At 43.4% G+C, this 19,534-nt stretch carries 12 protein-coding genes; 6 read left to right on the forward strand and 6 right to left on the reverse strand.

Annotation, left to right across the window (positions count from 1 at the left end; all coding sequences use genetic code 11):
- Positions 1-33: 33 nt before the first annotated feature.
- Positions 34-2,076 (reverse strand): molybdopterin oxidoreductase family protein, encoded by a 2,043-nt coding sequence (locus C6Y03_RS00095; protein ID WP_106038616.1) that lies wholly within the window; start codon positions 2,074-2,076, stop codon positions 34-36.
- Positions 2,077-2,204: 128 nt separating this feature from the next.
- Positions 2,205-3,401 (reverse strand): cytochrome P450, encoded by a 1,197-nt coding sequence (locus tag C6Y03_RS00100; RefSeq protein ID WP_060596527.1) that lies wholly within the window; start codon positions 3,399-3,401, stop codon positions 2,205-2,207.
- A 470-nt stretch (positions 3,402-3,871) separates the two neighbouring features.
- Between C6Y03_RS00100 and proC the strand changes: the two genes are divergently transcribed.
- Genes proC through C6Y03_RS00115 form a run of 3 tightly spaced genes read left to right on the forward strand, consistent with a single transcriptional unit; the run spans position 3,872 to position 7,102 of the window.
- A complete protein-coding gene (gene proC / locus C6Y03_RS00105; RefSeq protein ID WP_066030788.1) occupies positions 3,872-4,669 on the forward strand; it encodes a pyrroline-5-carboxylate reductase in 798 nt (265 codons plus the stop codon).
- A 27-nt stretch (positions 4,670-4,696) separates the two neighbouring features.
- On the forward strand, positions 4,697-5,815 hold the full coding sequence (proB, locus tag C6Y03_RS00110; RefSeq protein WP_060596525.1) for a glutamate 5-kinase: 1,119 nt from the start codon (positions 4,697-4,699) through the stop codon (positions 5,813-5,815).
- Positions 5,816-5,833: 18 nt separating this feature from the next.
- Complete coding sequence (locus C6Y03_RS00115; protein WP_066030789.1) at positions 5,834-7,102, forward strand: glutamate-5-semialdehyde dehydrogenase; 1,269 nt, start codon at positions 5,834-5,836, stop codon at positions 7,100-7,102.
- Positions 7,103-7,165: 63 nt separating this feature from the next.
- On the opposite strand, the gene C6Y03_RS00120 is transcribed toward C6Y03_RS00115, so the two are convergent.
- Entirely contained in the window at positions 7,166-7,735 is a 570-nt protein-coding gene (locus tag C6Y03_RS00120; protein ID WP_060596523.1) for a GNAT family N-acetyltransferase, read from the reverse strand.
- A 90-nt stretch (positions 7,736-7,825) separates the two neighbouring features.
- Between C6Y03_RS00120 and C6Y03_RS00125 the strand changes: the two genes are divergently transcribed.
- A complete protein-coding gene (locus C6Y03_RS00125; protein ID WP_106038618.1) occupies positions 7,826-8,647 on the forward strand; it encodes a MerR family transcriptional regulator in 822 nt (273 codons plus the stop codon).
- A gap of 49 nt (positions 8,648-8,696) precedes the next feature.
- Here C6Y03_RS00125 and C6Y03_RS00130 read toward each other — a convergent pair whose 3' ends face one another.
- The 3 genes from C6Y03_RS00130 to gltC all read right to left on the reverse strand — a co-directional run bounded on the left by C6Y03_RS00130 (position 8,697) and on the right by gltC (position 13,253).
- Positions 8,697-10,526 (reverse strand): ABC transporter ATP-binding protein, encoded by a 1,830-nt coding sequence (locus C6Y03_RS00130; RefSeq protein ID WP_034660888.1) that lies wholly within the window; start codon positions 10,524-10,526, stop codon positions 8,697-8,699.
- On the reverse strand, positions 10,523-12,256 hold the full coding sequence (locus tag C6Y03_RS00135) for an ABC transporter ATP-binding protein (protein WP_095285267.1): 1,734 nt from the start codon (positions 12,254-12,256) through the stop codon (positions 10,523-10,525). Before C6Y03_RS00135 ends, C6Y03_RS00130 begins: the two co-directional genes overlap by 4 nt.
- Before the next feature lie 94 nt (positions 12,257-12,350).
- The gene (gene gltC / locus C6Y03_RS00140) at positions 12,351-13,253 is read right to left on the reverse strand and encodes a glutamate biosynthesis transcriptional regulator GltC (RefSeq protein WP_106038619.1); all 903 of its coding nucleotides are present in this window, start codon (positions 13,251-13,253) and stop codon (positions 12,351-12,353) included.
- Between the two features lie 153 nt (positions 13,254-13,406).
- Between gltC and gltB the strand changes: the two genes are divergently transcribed.
- Together gltB and gltD are read left to right on the forward strand one after the other, a co-directional pair.
- Entirely contained in the window at positions 13,407-17,978 is a 4,572-nt protein-coding gene (gene gltB, locus C6Y03_RS00145; protein ID WP_106038620.1) for a glutamate synthase large subunit, read from the forward strand.
- Between the two features lie 16 nt (positions 17,979-17,994).
- Positions 17,995-19,479 carry a glutamate synthase small subunit gene (gltD, locus tag C6Y03_RS00150; RefSeq protein ID WP_106038621.1) on the forward strand — a complete coding sequence of 495 codons (1,485 nt, stop codon included), beginning with the start codon at positions 17,995-17,997 and terminating at the stop codon, positions 19,477-19,479.
- Positions 19,480-19,534: the final 55 nt, after the last annotated feature.

Consider the following 19,534-nt stretch of genomic DNA (forward strand, 5'->3'; position numbering starts at 1 on the left):
AAAGCCAGCAGTTTTTGCTGGCTTTTCTTCTGTCTATGATAATTTTTCAACTTCCACTCTGCCAGAAAAGAACGTCGCGCCGCCGCCCATATCTGCCAAGCGATCTGGTGTTAATCCATTGACTAGATGTTTTTTGCCTTTTTGATCTGCCCATAATCCTTGACTGACCACAACACCAGATAATACATTTTGACCGACTGATACGACAAGCTCACATTCTCCTCGGTCATTCAGCACACGCACCATGTCACCATCTTCAATCTCTCTTGCCTTTGCATCCTCTTCATTCATATGAAGCTTAGGAAACTTCTCAAGCTTTTGATGCTTTTCATGAAGTGAGAAGGTTGAGTTAAGAAAATTATGATTCGGTCCCGGTATAAAGGTAAGCGGATAATCGCTTTCCTGATAGAGGGGCACATAGGTTGGTAGTGCTGGATAGCCGTCTTTTTTCATTTGTTCAGAATAAAGCTCAATTTTCCCGCTTGGAGTAGAGAGCTTTAAGTCTTGGAAAGGTCCTCGTTTTGCTTTGATCCATTTCTTTTCTTTTAATGCTTCGTACGAAATGTCCTCATAATGCGGATTTTCCGGATGGTGAAGGGCTTGTTCCATGAGCTCCGCATCTGTCTCGCGGAAGGCTTCATCTTCAAAGCCCATCGCATGGGCTAACAGGCGGAACACTTCCGTATTGGATTTACTTTCTCCATAGCGTTCAATCACCGGCTCTTGAATTTGAATATAATGGTGCCAGTATGATGTATAGAAATCCTCATTTTCAAAAGCGGATGTTGCCGGCAGGACAATGTCTGCATACGCAGCTGTCTCTGTGAGAAATAGGTCATGAACCACTGTAAATAAGTCCTCTCTCAGCAAACCTTCTCTTACTTTATTTGCTTCAGGTGTCACAACGGCTGGGTTGCACGAGTAGACAAAGAGTGAATCAATGGAAGGCGCTGCATTCGTCAGCACACTGCCTAGCTGATTCATATTAAATGATCTAGGCGTGCGGTCCTTTAATAGATCCGGCCGCTGAAGAGCGGTTTCATTATAGCTGAGAAAAGAAGAGTTTGATTTCATCGCACCGCCGCCCTTGTAGAGCCATTGACCAGTCAGGGCAGGGAGGCAGGAAATGGTTCGAATACTCATCCCGCCATTATCATGGTGCTGCAAACCATTGCCAATGCGAATGAGAGATGGCGATGTCTCTGCGTACATTCTCGAAAGTGTAAGGATGTCCTCTTTAGAAACCCCAGTGATACCCTCAACGGTATCTGGATCATACTGCTTCACATGCTCACGCAGCTCTTTATGACCGGTTGTATATTCCTCTAAAAAGGCTTCATCTGTCAGTCCTTCTTTAAAAAGGACATGCATGATGCCAAGGGCAAGTGCGCTGTCAGTACCAGGTCGAAGCGGAATAAACCAATCTGCCATCCGTCCGGTTTGGTTCTTGTGAACATCAATCACGACAATCTTTGCTCCTTGCTTTCGCGCTTTTTGTGCGAGGGTGATTTGGTGCATATTGGTCGACACAGCATTGATGCCCCAAAAGATAAATAGTTTCGTATGAATGGTGTCTTCTGGGTCTGTCCCGATGCTTGCACCCATTGTATATTTATAGCCAGTCGTTCCTGCTGACTGACAGATGGTCCGGTCTAACTGACTTGAACCAAGACGATAGAAAAAGCGGCGGTCCATGCCTTCTGCATTCAGATTGCCCATGTTCCCATAAAAGCTGTAAGGCAGAATACTTTCTGGACCTTTTTCTTCAATCAGCTTTGTCCATTTTTGACGAATGGTTTCAATGGCTTCTTCCCACGTAATCGGTGCAAATTGACCATCGCCTTTGCGTCCAACACGTTTCAAAGGAGTGGTCAGCCGTTTTTCATCATATAAACGGGCTGTGACATTCCGCACCTTGTTGCATATGTTGCCTTGGGTAACTGGGTGGTCTGGATCTCCCTGCACTTTTACGATCTTTCCATTTTCTTTATGTATCAAAAGACCGCACTGATCCGGGCAATCTAACGAACAAACTGATTTGAATATTCCGTCTTTCATTGCTGTATAATCGGTCATGAATTTTTGGCTCCCTTTCTGCAATCCGTTATCACTTTGTATGGACTTTATTTTAGCATGTTCGGAGATGGAAGGTAAGAAAGAGATGATGAATTGAAGAAAATGAAAAAGCCCCTCAAAAGGGACTTTTAAAAACGGGTGACCTGTACAGGAAATTCTTTTACCCCAAAAACAAATGTGCTTTGAATGGGTTTTAGCTGATCTGCCGCACAGGTGATGTCTTGAAACGTCTGGAGTAAAACCTCAAGGGCAATGTTGCTCTCAAGGCGGGCAAGCGGTGCACCGAGGCAAAAATGAATGCCAAAGCCAAAGCTCATATGCGGATTTGATTTCCGGTCAAGGCGGAACGTATCTGGATCGTCAAATTTCTGTTCATCGCGATTTGCAGAAGCGACCCAGCTAATGAGATAGTCACCTTTTTCAATTTTTGAGCCTGCAATCTCCACATCCTCGGCCGCGATTCGCCCAATGGCTTGAACAGGTGGGTAATAGCGTAATGTTTCCTCGGTCAATTGAGGAATAAGAGAGGGGTCCTGCCGTACTGCTTCGGCGATATGCGGCTGCTCTGTAAGCAGTCGTACTGCATTTGTAATTAAATTGGTCGTTGTCTCATTACCAGCAACAAGTAATAGAATACAAAAGCCAAGCAGTTCATTCTCGGTTAAACGCTCACCATCGATTTCCGCTTGAATGAGAAGTGAGATCAGGTCATCAGCAGGGGATTCTTTTCGTTTTTGGATTAAGTGAGCAAAATAAGCGGACAGCTCTTCCTCTGCGCGTTTCTGCATATCGACAACTGCCTGAATGGCTTCTTTTGATTCATCCTTAGCACCTGCCACTAGGGCATCAGAATGTTTCTTAATCAGATCTCTATCTTTTACCTCTGCACCGAGAAGCTCAGCAATAATCATCACAGGCAGGGGAGCTGCTAGATCTTGCACGATATCAAACGTACGTTGATCCTTGACTTGTTGCAACAGGTCATGTGTCAGGTCTTTAATCTTACCTTCTAATTGCTTGATCGCTTTTGGCGTGAATGCTTTATTCACGAGTGCTCTCATCTTTGTATGTTTTGGAGGGTCCATTGTTAAAATACTCGTTTTCGAGGTGCTTCTTCCTCGCTGTGAGGAGAACACTTTCGGCTGCTTGAGAACAGATTGGATATCCGCATATCGAAAGAGATCCCAGCACTTTCTTGTCTCATCATATCTCATATCACTCTGCGCACGTAGCTCATTGTAAATAGGGAATGGGAAAAGAAGGTCATCGGTAGAACGGATTTCTTTCATTGGAATGACATTGACATAGTTTTCTTTCACTTTCATTATGAACGCTCCTTTTTCACTTGGTTTCTCTTTCACCGTATCACCAGTAAAATGTCATTTCAACGGACATGTTTTCTAAAATATGTCAATAGTCTAATCGGAAGATTCAAGCACATTCATCGTATAGGAAAATAGAAAGTCATTAAAAATGATAGCGCTTTCTAAAAAATAGAATTGAAGTCACCGAATCAAAAATAAAATGGGGAATTCAGTCGAAAGAAAGGGTACTATGATGCTAATTCGAATAGTTCTTTTGATCTAAATTGTTGTTTCGTAAAAGCGCAGTCAGCATACATATAGCAAGCGGTTCGCTATACAATCGGGACTTTTGAAAAGCACTAGCTCTTTCTTGACACGATTTCTCATCATGTTACGATAACTAACGTGTGAAAAACACGAACAAAAAGCGAACAAGGGAGAGGATCAATATCATTGATCAAAAGAAAGTTGCTTTCATTGGAGCAGGCTCTATGGCGGAAGGAATGATTGCAGGGATTGTGCGATCAGGACAGATGCCGCTAGGCCAAATTTACGCAACAAACAGACAAAATCAACATCGATTGAATGAACTAACGAAACGATACGGAATACAAACAGCCACAATGGATTCTTTTCCTTTTGAAGAAATGGATATGTTGATCCTGGCCATGAAGCCAAAGGATGCTGAAACAGCACTTGAATCGTTAAAACCTCATATTCAGAGAGACCAGCTGATCATGTCTGTCCTTGCAGGCGTTAAGCAATCATATATTGAAAATATGCTGCATGAAGGGCAGCCTGTTATGAGGGTGATGCCCAATACGTCAAGTACGATCGGGGCTTCAGCGACCGCTTTATGTGCTGGACGTTATGTGAAAGACGACCATATCAGCATGAGTCAGGCTCTTTTATCTGAAATGGGCGAAGTCTATACCATTCAGGAAGAGCAAATGGATATTTTCACTGGAATTGCCGGAAGCGGCCCAGCCTATTTTTATTTCTTAATGGAGAGAATCGAAGAAGCAGGAGAAGAAGCAGGTTTATCTAAGGAATTGTCTCGTCAAATTGGCGCGCAGACACTTCTCGGTGCTGCGAAAATGCTGCAAGAAACAGAAGAAGACCCTTCTACTCTAAGAGAGAAAATTACGTCACCAAATGGAACAACGGCTGCTGGATTGAATGCATTAGATGATTTTGGCGGTGGAGAAGCGATCAAGCAGGCCGTCAAACATGCTGCTAATCGATCAAAAGAGATCAGCAATCAGCAAAAACAAAAAGTATCTATATAAATAGAGCTCAGGTACAGGAGTGATAAGGTGTACGCAGATAAAGAGAGAAAACGAATTGTTGTGAAAATCGGAAGCAGCTCGCTTACTAGCTTTCAAGGGGAGATTAGTTTAAAAAAACTAGAAAACCTCGTCAATCAAATTGTGAAACTCAAAGATGCAGGACACGAAGTCATTTTGGTTTCATCTGGTGCGGTTGCAGCTGGTTACCGAAAACTAGGATTTATCGATAGACCCAAAACACTGCCGGAAAAACAGGCATCTGCCTCAATTGGGCAAGGCCTTTTAATGGAATCATATTCTACTTTATTTTTATCACACGGTTATATTGCCTCACAGCTTTTAATCACAAGAAGTGATTTTTCAGATGAAACGCGCTATCAAAATGTACGCAACACGATGAATGTGTTATTAGATCGAGGCATCATCCCAATTATTAATGAAAATGACACAGTGACGATCAATCGGCTGAAGTTCGGAGATAACGATACATTGTCTGCAAAAGTAGCTGGATTGATTGATGCGGATTTCCTTGCCATTTTATCTGATATTGATGGCTTGTATGAAGATAACCCGCATACAAACCCAAATGCAAAGAGAATTCTTGAAGTCACAGACATCACAGAAGACATCGAAGCAGCGGCTGGAGATGCAGGCAGCAGTGTGGGCACAGGCGGAATGAAATCAAAGCTCGATGCGTTTAAAATTTCCATGGCCGCTGGCATCAATGGCTTTTTAGGAAAAGCGGATACGCCTCACATTTTAGATAAAGCGATCAATGGGACAGAGGACGGCACTTATTTTACGGCTGATGAAAATTTAGCTCCGCTGAATTACAAGAAGCAGTGGATTGCCTTTCATTCTGGACCAAAAGGCGAGATCGTTGTTCAAAAAAAATCACAGGAGCACCTCATGCACCGCGAGAAAAGCCTTGATTCCGATGGCATTGTCAATGTAAAGGGTTCGTTTAAAAAAGGCGATGTCGTCCGTATTTTAGATCAAGATGGTAGAGAAATAGGGCTTGGTATTGTGAATTACCCAGCTGACGAACTTGCACTGAGCAGTGACTCGTTACAGGATGAAGTAGTTCATGTCGTCGATCTTGAAGCGTTTGTTTGTCATTTAGAATTATCGATACCAGTTTGCTAACCAAAAGGGAGGAATTCCATGACACTGACAGCTGAAGTTGTCACATCGGTCAAAGAAAAAGCAAAAAAAGCAAAGCACGTTTCAAAAAAACTAGGTTTACTTCATACAGAGGATAAAAACGAGGCGCTGCTTAAACTAGCAGAAGCGTTAGAACAAAAAAGCACCTTCATTTTACAGGAGAACCAAAAGGATGTAGATGCCGGGAAGGAAAAGGGCTTCTCAGAGGCACTCTTGGATCGTTTAATGTTAAATGAAGAAAGAATTCATGAGTTTGCGGAAAGCTTACGGCTTGTGACGAGATTAACAGATCCTGTTGGAGAAATATTGGATGAATGGACTCTTGAAAACGGCTTGCACGTGAAAAGCCGAAGAGTACCGCTCGGCGTGATCGGGATGATCTATGAAGCGAGACCGAACGTCACTGTCGATGCAGCAGGGCTTGCCCTCAAGGCAGGCAACGCAGTGATTTTAAAAGGCGGTTCCTCCGCTATTTCTTCCAACAAAGCCATTGTCCGTGTCATTCATGAAACATTAGATCAAACAAAGATTCCGCGTGATGCGGTGCAATTGATTGAACAAACAGACCGTTCATCGGTTCAAGCGATGTTCCATCTAAAAGAATGGATCGATGTCTTAATTCCGCGAGGGGGAGCTTCTTTAATCAAAACAGTGGTTGAACAATCCACTATTCCCGTCCTTGAAACAGGGACAGGAAACTGCCATGTCTTTATTGATCAAACAGCCAATGTAAAAAAAGCCATTGAGATTGTCATCAATGCAAAAACGAATCGTCCGGCTGTATGTAATGCACTTGAGACGCTGATCATCCATCGCGATTGGCTGAAAGAGAATGCGGCATCATTGAATGAAGCCCTGCTGGAGCACCATGTCACTGTACATGGTGACGAGGCAGCATTGTCTCATTTTTCAAACGCCATTCCTGCTGAGGAAGTGGACTGGACAGATGAGTATTTAAGTCTTGATCTTGCAGTAAAGGTAGTCGATTCAATCGAGGAAGCCATACACCATATTGATCAGTACGGTACAAAACATTCAGAAGCCATCGTGACAGAAGATGAAAAGCAGGCACTCACGTTTTTAAACGCAGTCGATGCGGCGGCGGTTTATCATAACGCATCTACCCGCTTTACAGACGGCGGCGCACTTGGGTATGGGGCTGAAATTGGCATCTCCACTCAAAAACTGCATGCAAGAGGTCCAATGGGACTTCCTGCACTCACGACAACGAAGCTGCTTCTATCTGGCGATGGCCAGATTAGAGGCTAGAAGAGATGCAAAAAACACTACCTTTTTTATGGGGTAGTGTTTTTTAGTGTATGATGAAGATTTTCATTTGCTAGAGCAAGTTTTCTTCATGACTTTCTCAAATTTAAAGAATTCAAATTCCTCAGGTGCTGAAAGCTCATTTTCTTGATCATCTGCATGAGGTGCGTTCGGATCTGGATGTTTCATGTGATAAAATTCAACAATTTGAAAGCCGCACTTATTGACATAAAAATGAATGTTGCGTTTTTCAAAATAGGGGGTCACAACCTCCCAAACAATCGTTTCTGGATATTGCGCCTCGATGGCTTTCCATGCTGCCTGACCAATGCCTTTTCCGTGTGAGGATGAAGAGATGTATAACAGGTCAACTGAGTTGCGCTGTGTCTCTTGATTGATTTTGATGACAACGCCGCCTGCCTTTTCACCATTTAGCATAATATGATAAACAATGTGTTCATTTGATTGAAAAGATTCATCAATCACTTCATCTGGAGGAATCGGTCCATCATGCGCATCGCCAAATGCGTCGATCACGCCAGCTGTAAAAGCTTTCTGCAGCTCTTTTTTCATAAAAGGGAAATCCTCTTTATTTGCATGTGCTAATGTCACTTCATGTTGAGTTATGTTGTTCATATTTTTATCCTTTCCCAGCGTAGTGGTGGTTCTGCATGTTATCATGATAAAGGGTGGAGTAACTCCATAGTCAAGAGAGGAGCCTTAATCATGATCAATGATGTGCAAAAAACGTTTTTCACTGGAGAATTTGCCAAGCTATTTGATGTAAAAAAAGATACCCTGTTTTATTACGATAAAATTGATTTATTTAAGCCAGCTGGTGTCCATGAAAATGGGTACCGTTACTATACACTCGAGCAATTTGATCATTTTATAGCGATTCAATCCCTTCGAGCTGTTCAATTTCCGATAAAAGAGTTAAAACAATATTTTACAGAGCCTTCCCGCGAAAGGCTTCAAAGCCTAGCAGCCGAACAAATAGAAAAGGTCAAACAAGAGATTGAAAAACTTCAAGATATCCAGTCTTTTCTTAAGCGGGTGATGGAGACGACGCAAGAACTATCATCTATAAAAATAGGGGAGGTTCAGTTTCAAGAGATGCCAGAAGAACCTGTTGTATTAAGTGCATCGAACCCAATTGACATGAATACATCCGTAGAAGAAATATCACGTATTGTTGGAAAATTTCTAAAGGGAATTGGTATAAAAGGTGCTGCGGCAAATGGTGCTGTCTTAAAAAAGGAGCAGTTTCTTCAGCGTCACTATCATCAGTCAGATCAGCTGTTTTGCCGAATGGAAGCGCCAGGAGCAGTTAAAAAACCTGCGGGCCTCTATGCGGTGATGTATGATCAAGGATCATATGAGGAGATTGAGTCTGCTTATTCGCGCTTGTTAGATGAAATCGAGAAAGAGGAAATGATGCTGGATGGAGATGTATTTGAGGAGTATTTGCTTCATTCACTCATGTCTAAAGATGAAGCAGAGTATATAACGAAACTCAGTGTAAAAGTGAAAAAGCGAGCTGATTAACAAAAAAGAGGATAGACCGCATGGGCGCGTGTCTATCCTCTCTTTATATTTAACCCACTTGATTCTCCGAAAATTGGCTCATATATAAGTCTGCATAAAAGCCTTTTTGTTTCAAGAGTTCACTGTGCGTTCCTTTTTCAATGATGGTGCCATCTTTCATGACTAGAATAAGGTCTGCATCCTTGATCGTCGACAGCCTGTGTGCAATGACGAAGCTCGTTCTGCCTTTCATCAATTCATTCATCGCTTTTTGAATGTGCATCTCTGTCCGTGTATCCACACTGCTCGTCGCTTCATCTAATATCAAGATCTTTGGATCAGATAAAATCGCACGGGCGATGGTTAACAGCTGGCGCTGACCTTGGGACAGATTGCCGGCATCTTCTGTTAAGAGTGTGTCATATCCGTCTGGTAGTGTGCGGATGAAGTCATCAGCATAAGCATGTTTGGCGGCTTTGATGACATCCTCTTTTGAGACGTTCTGCCTGCCATAGGCAATATTGTCGTGAATCGTTCCTTCAAAAAGCCACGTATCCTGAAGAACCATCGCAAATAAGTCGCGTACTTGCTGACGGCTGAGGTCAGTTGTTTTGACGCCGCCGATGCGGATAGAGCCTTGATCTAATTCATAGAAACGCATTAAAAGATTGATGATGGTTGTTTTTCCAGCGCCTGTTGGCCCGACAATAGCAACCGTTTGTCCTTCTTTTACATCTAAAGTCAAATCTTTAATAATCGGATGGTCTTTTTCATACCCAAATTGAACTTGTTCAAAGCTCACATCGCCTGAAAGTGATTCAAGATCAATTGCTGCATCTTCCTCGGCACTTTCTTCTTCCTCATCGAGGATTTCAAATACCCTTTCAGCAGAAGCAATCGCTGATTGAACCAAGTTGGCGACGCTTGATGCCTGCACGAGCGGTTGAGACATTTGCTGCGTGTATTGGATAAACGCCTGCACATCTCCGACACGAATATTCCCATTAATGACAAGAATACCGCCGGCTACACTGACTGCCACATAGCCAAGGTTCCCGATAAACGTCATCAATGGCATCATTAAACCAGAAATGAACTGCGCTTTCCTTGATGATTCATACAGCTGTTCGTTTAATTGATCAAACGTATCAATCGCTTTCTTTTCGTAGCCATACGCACGAACCGTTTGATGCCCTGAGAACATTTCATTAATATGTCCGTTGATCATCCCGAGCTCTTTTTGCTGCGCTTTAAAATGCTTTTGAGAAAATGACGTAATGCCGCGAATCGCAAACAGGCTGAGCGGCAGCGTTAAACAAACAAGCAAGGTCAATAGCGGACTAATCAATAGCATCATGACGACAATCCCAATGACCGTAATGACAGATGTAATCACTTGGGTGAGTGCCTGCTGAAGCGATGTATTAATATTATCGATATCATTCATCACACGGCTCAGCGTGTCCCCATGGGTTGTTTTATCAAAATACCGAAGGGGGAGACGTGTGAGCTTGTCATTTGCTTCTTGCCGTAATTCAGCAATGGTCTGTTGGGAGACACCCGCCATCACATATTGCTGAACGAATGAAAAGAGAGAGGCAATGACATATAGCGCGACAAGCAGTAATAAAATACGTGAAATGACATCAAATTGAACAGCTGTTCCTTGAGTAAAGCTGTCAAACAGGGAAGAGGTGGCATCCCCTAGCAGCTTTGGACTAATGACGTTAAAGACGGTTGAACCGACCGCTGCAATGAAGACAATGATCAATTGAATTTTCCTCGGTTTTAAATAACCAATCAAACGAAGCAGTGTTTTCTTAAATTCCTTCGGTTTTGTGACAGGTCCTCTAGGGTGGCCGCCTTTATGGCCCATGCCGGAAGACATTTTCTTACTCATCCTCGCTCCACCTCCTGACCTTCCTGGGATGCAACAATCTCTTGATAGACAAGATTGTCCTTCAGTAATTGTTCATGTGTTCCGATACCTGCGATTTTCCCATCATCTAGTACGATGATTTTATCACTATGCTTCACTGTGCTGATTCTTTGCGCCACAATGATGAGGGCTGCATGCGCTTTTTCAGCTTCTAATGATGCCCGAAGCTTCGCATCTGTTTTGTAATCAAGTGCTGAGAAACTATCGTCAAACAGATAGAATGACGGCTTTCTCACTAGCGCTCTTGCAATAGAAAGACGCTGCTTTTGACCGCCAGATAGATTCGATCCACCCTGGTCAATTTCCGCATTGATTCCGCCATCTTTTTGCAAAACAAATTCTTCTGCCTGCGCCGTTCGCAGCGCTTGCCAGACGTCCTCATCGCTTGCATCCTGCCTGCCAAAACGCACATTATCGGCAATGGTGCCGCTAAATAAAACCGCTTTTTGAGAGACATAGCCCATCTGGCTTCTTAGTTTCTCCTGAGGCAGCTCTCTAATGTCTACACCATCTAGTGTAATCCGGCCATCTGTTGCTTCATAAAAGCGTGTCATCAGCTGGAGAAGAGTGGTTTTCCCAGAACCTGTACTTCCGATAATAGCTGTCGTTTCGCCAGTTTTGGCTTCAAACGTAATGTCTTGAACTGCCGGTTTCTCAGCTTTTGAGTAATAAAATGACACATCTTCAAAACGAATGGATTGGGCTGGCGCGCGCAGGTCAATAACAGTTCCTTCATTGTCTTTAATCTTCGGTTCCATGTTTAACACTTCGTTCATACGTTTAGCTGATGCTTGTGCTCTTGGAACCATAATAAAGCTCATCGACAGCATAATAAGTGCCATTAAAATCATCATCGCATATTGAATGAAAGCAATGAGATTCCCAACTTCCATCTCTCCGGCATCAATTCGGTTTGCACCTAGCCAGACAATACCGATATTCGTGAAGTTCATGATGATCAGCATAAATGGAAACAAGTAAGCCATTAATCGGTTGACTCTAAGGCCAGTATCCTTGTAGGATGTGTTGGCTTCTTGAAAACGCTCCTTTTCATCATCTACACGGTTAAAAGCACGAATGACCCGGATGCCTGAAAGAGATTCTCGCATAATTAAATTCAGCCGGTCTGTTTTCTTCTGAAGCTGGCCGAATAATGGAATGGCTTTTCTCGATACCAAATAGATAAATCCGCCAAGAAGGGGAAGAGCTGCTAAAAAAATGAGAGACAGGACAGCATCTCGGGATACAGCCAAAATAATTCCGCCCACAAGCATGAGCGGTGCTCTCGTCATCATTTGTAAAATCATGATCGTGACATCTTGGACTTGTTTCACATCATTTGTTGATCTTGTAATAAAGGAAGACGTCCCGATCCTTTGAAATTCTTCTAGTGAAAATTGTTCGACATGCACAAACAGCTGTCTTCTCATATCACGCCCGAAGCCAAGTGCGGTCTTTGATGACAAGTAAGACTTCCAGATAGTGAGCAAGATGGCAAGTAAAGAACAGGCCACCATCCAGCCGCCAACCTTCCATATGTAAGCAATATCTCCTTGGACGATTCCGACATCGACGATATCTGCCGTAAGCGTCGGTAAATACAGCTGGAGCATGCTGCTTAAAAAGGTGAGGATAACAATGGACACAACGGACAGCCGATACGGCTTTAAAAACGATAAAATTGATTTCATACGAATACCTTTCTTCCATATAGTGTGTTGTTCTGTAACCCATCATATACAAAGAGGGATTATTTCCACAAATGAAATGTCCTGTTTTAATAAATTATTTATATTGTTCAATTTTAGAAAAGAAATCCTTCACAAACACATAAAAATCATGGGCAGAAGGAGACATTTCTCGTGACTTAGACGCAATAATTCCAACAGTTCTTCTCACTTGCGGAAAATCGATCGGAATTTTCGCTGTAAATCGCGGTGTGGTTTCATAAAAGGCGCTTTCGGGTAATAAGGTAACGCCCATACCCGCTGATACAAGACCTTTAATGGCGTCTAAATCCTCTCCTTCAGATGAAATGGTTGGCTTATAGCCTGCCTGCTTGCAAGCATCAACTGCAATTTGTCTCAGCACATACCCTTCAGGAAATAACACGAAATGATCCTTTCTTAAATCACTTAAATGAATACTCTTTTGTTCGCTAAAGGGGTGGCTAACCGGCAAAAGGGCATAAATGCTTTCTGAAAACAAAATATTTCCTTCTATTTGAGGATCGTTTGTCGGTACGGGTCCTAAAAAGGCGAGATCAATATCCCGATTTTTTACAGCTTCAATGAGAAATTTATAGGATCCTTGACGAAGTAAAAAATCGACCTCTGGATATTCCTGCTTAAAGGCGGAAATGACTGAAGGAAGCACTTGGCTTGCTAGACTTGTAGGAAAGCCGATATTCACCGTTCCTTTGTGCGGATCTAAGTATTCATCAATTTGCTCTTTCGCATAATCAATGGCTTTTAGTGCCGTTCTGACATGATCTAAAAATTGTCTGCCGATTTTCGTTAATTTGATATTTCGGCCTTCTCGTTCGAATAAGGCCACTCCAAGTTCTTCTTCTAAATTCGCAATCTGCCGGCTGATAGCAGATTGGGCGACATGTAAGTTTTCAGCCGCTTCTGACACGTGCTCACGGTCTGCGACTTCTACAAAATAACGCAACTGACGAAGCTCCATTTTTACACTTCACACCCATCTATCTCAAAAAGAGATTGTTTTCATCTAAATTATATATTGTTTATATTAATTTGAAAACTTAAAATAAGTTACAGAGTTTGTGAGATTTTATGACTGTGAAAAAACGGATCTTTTAAACGGGGGAGAGAAACGATGACTTATAATCAACTACCACAACCACAAGGTCTCTACCGTCCTGAATTTGAACATGATGCATGTGGAATCGGACTGTACGCTCATTTAAAAGGGGAAGCGACACACAGCATCGTCAAAAAGGGATTACAAATGCTTTGCCAGCTTGATCACCGCGGCGGGCAAGGCAGTGATCCGTATACAGGTGATGGTGCCGGCTTAATGGTACAGCTGCCAGACGCTTTCTTTAGAAAAAGCTGCAAAGACTTTGCACTTCCTGAAAAGGGCCGTTACGGGGTAGGAATGGTCTTTTTTTCAAAAGAGGATGACGAGAAAACGCGTCAAGCCATCGAGCAAAAAATCAACGGATTCATTAAACAAGAAGGTCAAACATTAATTGGCTGGAGAACAGTCCCTGTCGATGCCGGGAAAATTGGTACTGTCGCAGCGAAGAGCTGTCCGGTTGTGAGGCAAGTCTTTATTGGGGCAAACGACAACATCACAGATCGTTTGTCATTTGAAAGAAAATTATATGTCATTCGTAAGCAGGCTGAGAACTGGGGAACAGCAGAGGAAAAGCAATTTTACTTTGTCAGCTTGTCGAGTCAAACCATTGTATACAAGGGGCTTTTAACATCAGATCAAGTCGATGCTTTTTATCTTGATCTTCAGGATGAAACATTTGTTTCTGCATTTTCACTTGTTCATTCACGATTTAGTACAAATACATTTCCTACATGGGAAAGAGCCCATCCAAACCGTTACTTGATTCACAACGGTGAAATCAACACATTAAGAGGAAACATCAATTGGATGAGAGCAAGAGAACAACAATTCGTATCTGAAGCTTTCGGAGACGATTTAGACAAGATTTTGCCAGTGCTGAATGCAGACGGAAGTGATTCATCCATTCTAGACAATGCCTTTGAATTCTTTGTGCTTGCAGGCCGTACACCTGCTCATACAGCCATGATGCTGATTCCAGAGCCTTGGACTGAAAACACGCACATGTCAAAAGAGAAACGGGCATTTTATGAATACCATAGTTCTCTCATGGAGCCGTGGGATGGACCAACAGCCATTTCCTTTACAGATGGTAAACAAATCGGTGCCATCTTAGACCGAAACGGATTAAGACCGGCAAGATATTACGTCACAAATGATGATCATATCATTTTCTCTTCTGAGGTCGGCGTGATCGACACAAATGAAGAGGATGTCAAATACAAAGACCGTCTTGAGCCGGGCAAAATGCTGTTAATCGATTTAGAAGAAGGACGAATTATTTCTGACGAAGAAGTGAAATCCACGATTGCGAATGAACTTCCTTATCAAAAATGGCTTGATGAAGAAATGGTTCATGTCAATCGCTCGGAAGAAAATTCAGAAAATTCTAGTATAATGGATGATTTATTGACTCGTCAGCGTGCGTTCCATTATACGTACGAAGACATTCAAAAATATTTAATTCCTTTACTAGAAGAAGGTAAGGACCCAATCGGTTCAATGGGAAGCGACACACCGCTTGCTGTGTTATCAGATCGTGCGCAGTCTCTGTTTCATTATTTCAAGCAGTTGTTTGCACAGGTGACGAACCCGCCGATTGATGCTATTCGTGAGCAGCTTGTGACATCTACCATGACTTGGTTAGGTGCTGAAGGGGATATTTTACATCCGAATGAATATTCATGCCGAAGAATTAAACTTTATACACCGGTCTTAACGAGTGGACAATTTAACGGCTTGAAAACGATTGTTCATAATGCCTTTAAAAGCAAAACGATTCATACTCTATTCACCGATGATTTAAAGCGCGGATTGGATGCGATGTTTGAAGAGGCGGAAAAAGCGATCCGCGAAGGCGTATCTTTATTAATCCTTTCAGATCGTGAAATGACAGACCAAAAAGTGCCGATTCCACCGCTTCTAGCGCTCAGTGCACTGCATCAGCATCTTGTACGCCAAGGCTTACGGACAAAGGTTAGTCTGATCGTTGAATCTGGAGAAGTCAGAGAGGTCCATCATTTTGCTGCACTGATTGGCTACGGAGCAGATGCGATCCATCCTTATCTTGTGTATGAAACGTACAAACAGTTGATTGCAGAAGAAGCGATCTCTTTCAGCTTTGATGAAGCAGTCACAAAGTTTGGTAAAAGCGTGACCGAAGGTGTCGTCAAAGTCATGTCTAAAGTGGGAATTTCCACTGTGCAAAGCTATAGAGGAGCGCAAATCTTTGAAGCTGTCGGCATTAGTGAAGATGTCATTCAGGCGTATTTCACGGGAACAGCTTCTCAGCTTGGCGGGATTGATCTTGAGACCATTGCACACGAGGCAAAACTCCGTCATGAAGCAGGGTATCAGGCAGCGACTGACCAAACACTCGAATCAGGCAGTGATTTCCAGTGGAGAAAAAATGGAGAGCACCATGCCTTTAACCCAAAAACGATCCATACGCTTCAGTGGGCATGCCGCAATGAAGATTACGATCTATTTAAGCAATATACAAAGGCAGCGGACGAAGAAAGAATCGGCTTCCTCAGAAATTTATTTTCTTTCCAGCCAAAACAAAAGCCAGTTCGTCTGGAAGACGTTGAATCTGCTGAATCCATCGTGCGCCGATTCAAGACAGGTGCCATGTCATTTGGATCTTTAAGTAAAGAAGCGCACGAAGCGCTTGCGATTGCCATGAACCGAATTGGCGGTAAAAGTAACAGCGGAGAAGGCGGAGAAGATCCTGCACGCTTTACAGTTGATGAACGCGGCGATGATCGCAGAAGTGCGATTAAACAAATTGCTTCCGGCCGCTTTGGCGTAAAGAGTCATTATTTGGTCAATGCAGATGAACTCCAAATTAAAATGGCGCAGGGAGCAAAACCTGGAGAAGGCGGACAGCTGCCAGGAAATAAAGTATACCCTTGGGTTGCCGATGTACGTGGCTCTACACCAGGCGTCGGATTGATTTCACCACCGCCGCATCATGATATTTATTCCATCGAGGATTTGGCGCAGCTGATCCATGATTTGAAAAACGCGAACCGTGATGCCCGCATCAGCGTCAAGCTTGTGTCTAAAGCCGGCGTTGGGACGATTGCAGCAGGTGTAGCAAAAGGGACGGCGGATGTCATTGTGATCAGTGGATACGATGGCGGCACAGGAGCTTCGCCAAAAACGAGTATTAAACACACAGGACTTCCTTGGGAGCTCGGTTTGGCAGAAGCACATCAAACCCTTGTGTTAAATGGTCTTCGCGAGAGAGTCGTTCTTGAAACGGACGGCAAGTTAATGACTGGACGCGATGTTGTCATGGCTGCGATTTTAGGAGCAGAAGAATACGGCTTTGCAACAGCTCCACTTGTCGTATTGGGCTGTGTGATGATGAGAGCATGTCATTTAGATACTTGCCCAGTCGGCGTCGCTACACAGAATCCAGAGCTTCGCAAAAAATTCATGGGGAACCCTGATCACATTGTGAATTTCATGATGTTTATTGCAGAGGAAGTAAGAGAAATCTTAGCGGAACTTGGCTTTACATCAATGGATGAATTAATTGGACGCACGGAAGTTCTAGGAGTCAGTGAACGAGCAAAAGCACACTGGAAAGCAGGGCAGCTAGACCTTGAAACACTGCTTTATCAGCCAGAAGGAGCTCGTACATTCAGAACACCGCAAAATCATAAAATTGATGAATCACTGGATATGAATGAAATCCTCCCTTATGTACAGGAAGCGCTGAATCATCAAACACCGGTTGATCTATCATTGAATATTCGCAATATCAACCGTGTGGCCGGAACCATTACTGGAAGTGAAGTGTCTAAGCGCTACGGGGAAGAAGGCTTGCCAGAGGATACGATCACACTAAGGTTCACTGGTTCCGCAGGACAAAGCTTCGGCGCATTTGTGCCAAAGGGCATGTCTCTCTATTTAACAGGTGATTCAAATGACTATATCGGCAAAGGACTCTCTGGAGGCAAAATTGCGGTCAAAACCTCTGATCACTTTGTACAAAATGGACATGAAAACGTCATTGTCGGAAACGTCGCATTCTACGGAGCGACAAGCGGAAAAGCCTTTATTAACGGTCGTGCAGGTGAGCGCTTTGCCGTTCGTAATTCAGGTGTGCATGTGGTCGTTGAAGGAATCGGTGATCACGGCTGTGAATACATGACTGGCGGACGTGTCGTCATTTTAGGAGACGTCGGAAAAAACTTCGGCGCAGGCATGTCTGGCGGCGTAGCTTACGTCCATACATCCGATGCGAAACAGTTCAAAAGAATGTGCAACATGGAAATGATCATGTTTGAAAAGCTCACAGATCATGAAGAAGAACAAGAAGTGAAACAGCTGATTAAAGAGCACCTTCATTATACAAACAGCTCAAAAGCATCGGCACTTCTAGAAAACTGGGCGCAAGAAAAGGATCAATTCATCAAAGTTATTCCGAGAAATTACAAAATGATGCTTCAAAGCATTGAAGAACAAAAACAAGCGGGCCTCAGTCATGAAGAAGCGGTCATGTTCGCCTTTGAAGCAAACACAAAACCGAAAAATCAAGAAACGGCAAACGGGCAAAAAGCAGCCCTCGCTCATTAAGAAAGGGGAGAGGACAATGGGCAAAGCAACAGGTTTTATGGATTATAAAAGAGAAAAGCCAAATGAACGTGACCCTCTCACTCGTCAAAATGACTGGAAAGAATATTCAGCTCCTTATACAGATGACGTATTGAAGAAGCAGGGCGCTAGATGTATGGATTGCGGCACACCGTTTTGTCAAATTGGGATGGAGATCAGGGGCGGCGTCTCAGGCTGTCCGATCTACAATTTAATTCCAGAATGGAATGACCTTGTGTACCGCGGGAGATGGAAAGAAGCGCTCGAAAGGCTGCAAAAAACAAATAATTTCCCTGAATTTACTGGGAGAGTATGTCCAGCACCTTGCGAAGGGTCATGTACAGTTGCCATCAATGATCCAGCCGTTTCGATTAAAAATATCGAACGCACGATCATTGATAAAGGCTTTGAAAATGGATGGATCACACCAAGAATTCCTTCAAGCCGTACAGGCAAGAAGATTGCCATTGTCGGCTCAGGGCCAGCAGGACTTGCAAGTGCGGATCAATTAAACCAAGCAGGCCACGCCGTAACAGTGTTCGAACGGTCTGACCGCCTTGGCGGGCTGCTGACATACGGCATTCCAAACATGAAGCTGGACAAAGAAGTGGTGGAGCGAAGAGTCAAACTGTTGAGACAAGAAGGCATTGATTTTGTAACGAACACAGAAATCGGCGTCGATGTCACTGCCGACGAACTGAAAGAACAGTTTGATGCGGTCATCCTTTGTACAGGTGCACAGAAGCAGCGTGACCTGTTGATTGAAGGCCGGGAAGCTAAAGGGATTCACCTTGCGATGGATTATTTAACCCTCGCAACAAAAAGCATGCTTGATTCAGGATTTAAAGACAAAAACTTCATTGATGCAAAAGGAAAAGACGTCATTGTCATTGGCGGGGGAGATACAGGTGCGGATTGCGTCGCAACTGCACTTCGCCAAAAAGCAAAAAGTGTTGTTCAGTTCGGGAAGCACCCAAAACTTCCGGATACACGTGTAGGGGATAACATGTGGCCTGAACAGCCTTACGTCTTCTCACTGGATTATGCTTATGAAGAAGCACAAGCAAAATTCGGAGAAGATCCGCGTCAATATTCCATTCAAACCACAAAAATTGTGGCAGACAAAAATGGGAAATTAAAAGAGCTTCATACCATTCAAATGGAAAAGATGAAAAACGAACAGGGGAAGTTTGAATTTCATGAGATTCCAGGGACAGAAAAGGTATGGCCTGCTCAGCTAGTCTTTATTGCAATTGGTTTTGAGGGAACTGAACAGCCACTCGTGAAACACTTTGGCGTGGACAGCAAAAACAATCGCATTGACGCAAAGTATGGGGAGTATACAACAAATGTAGAAGGCGTATTTGCAGCGGGAGATGCAAGACGCGGGCAAAGCTTGATTGTCTGGGCGATTAATGAAGGCAGACAAGTGGCGCACGAGGTAGACCGTTATTTAATGGGGAGTTCGGTTCTGCCAAAATAGGTCATACAAAGGGTGTTTACACATATAAAGAAAAGCCATGGCCAAAGAGTGGTCA

It is taken from the genome of Bacillus sp. LNXM65, assembly GCF_002998575.1.
Lineage (GTDB): Bacteria > Bacillota > Bacilli > Bacillales > Bacillaceae > Bacillus.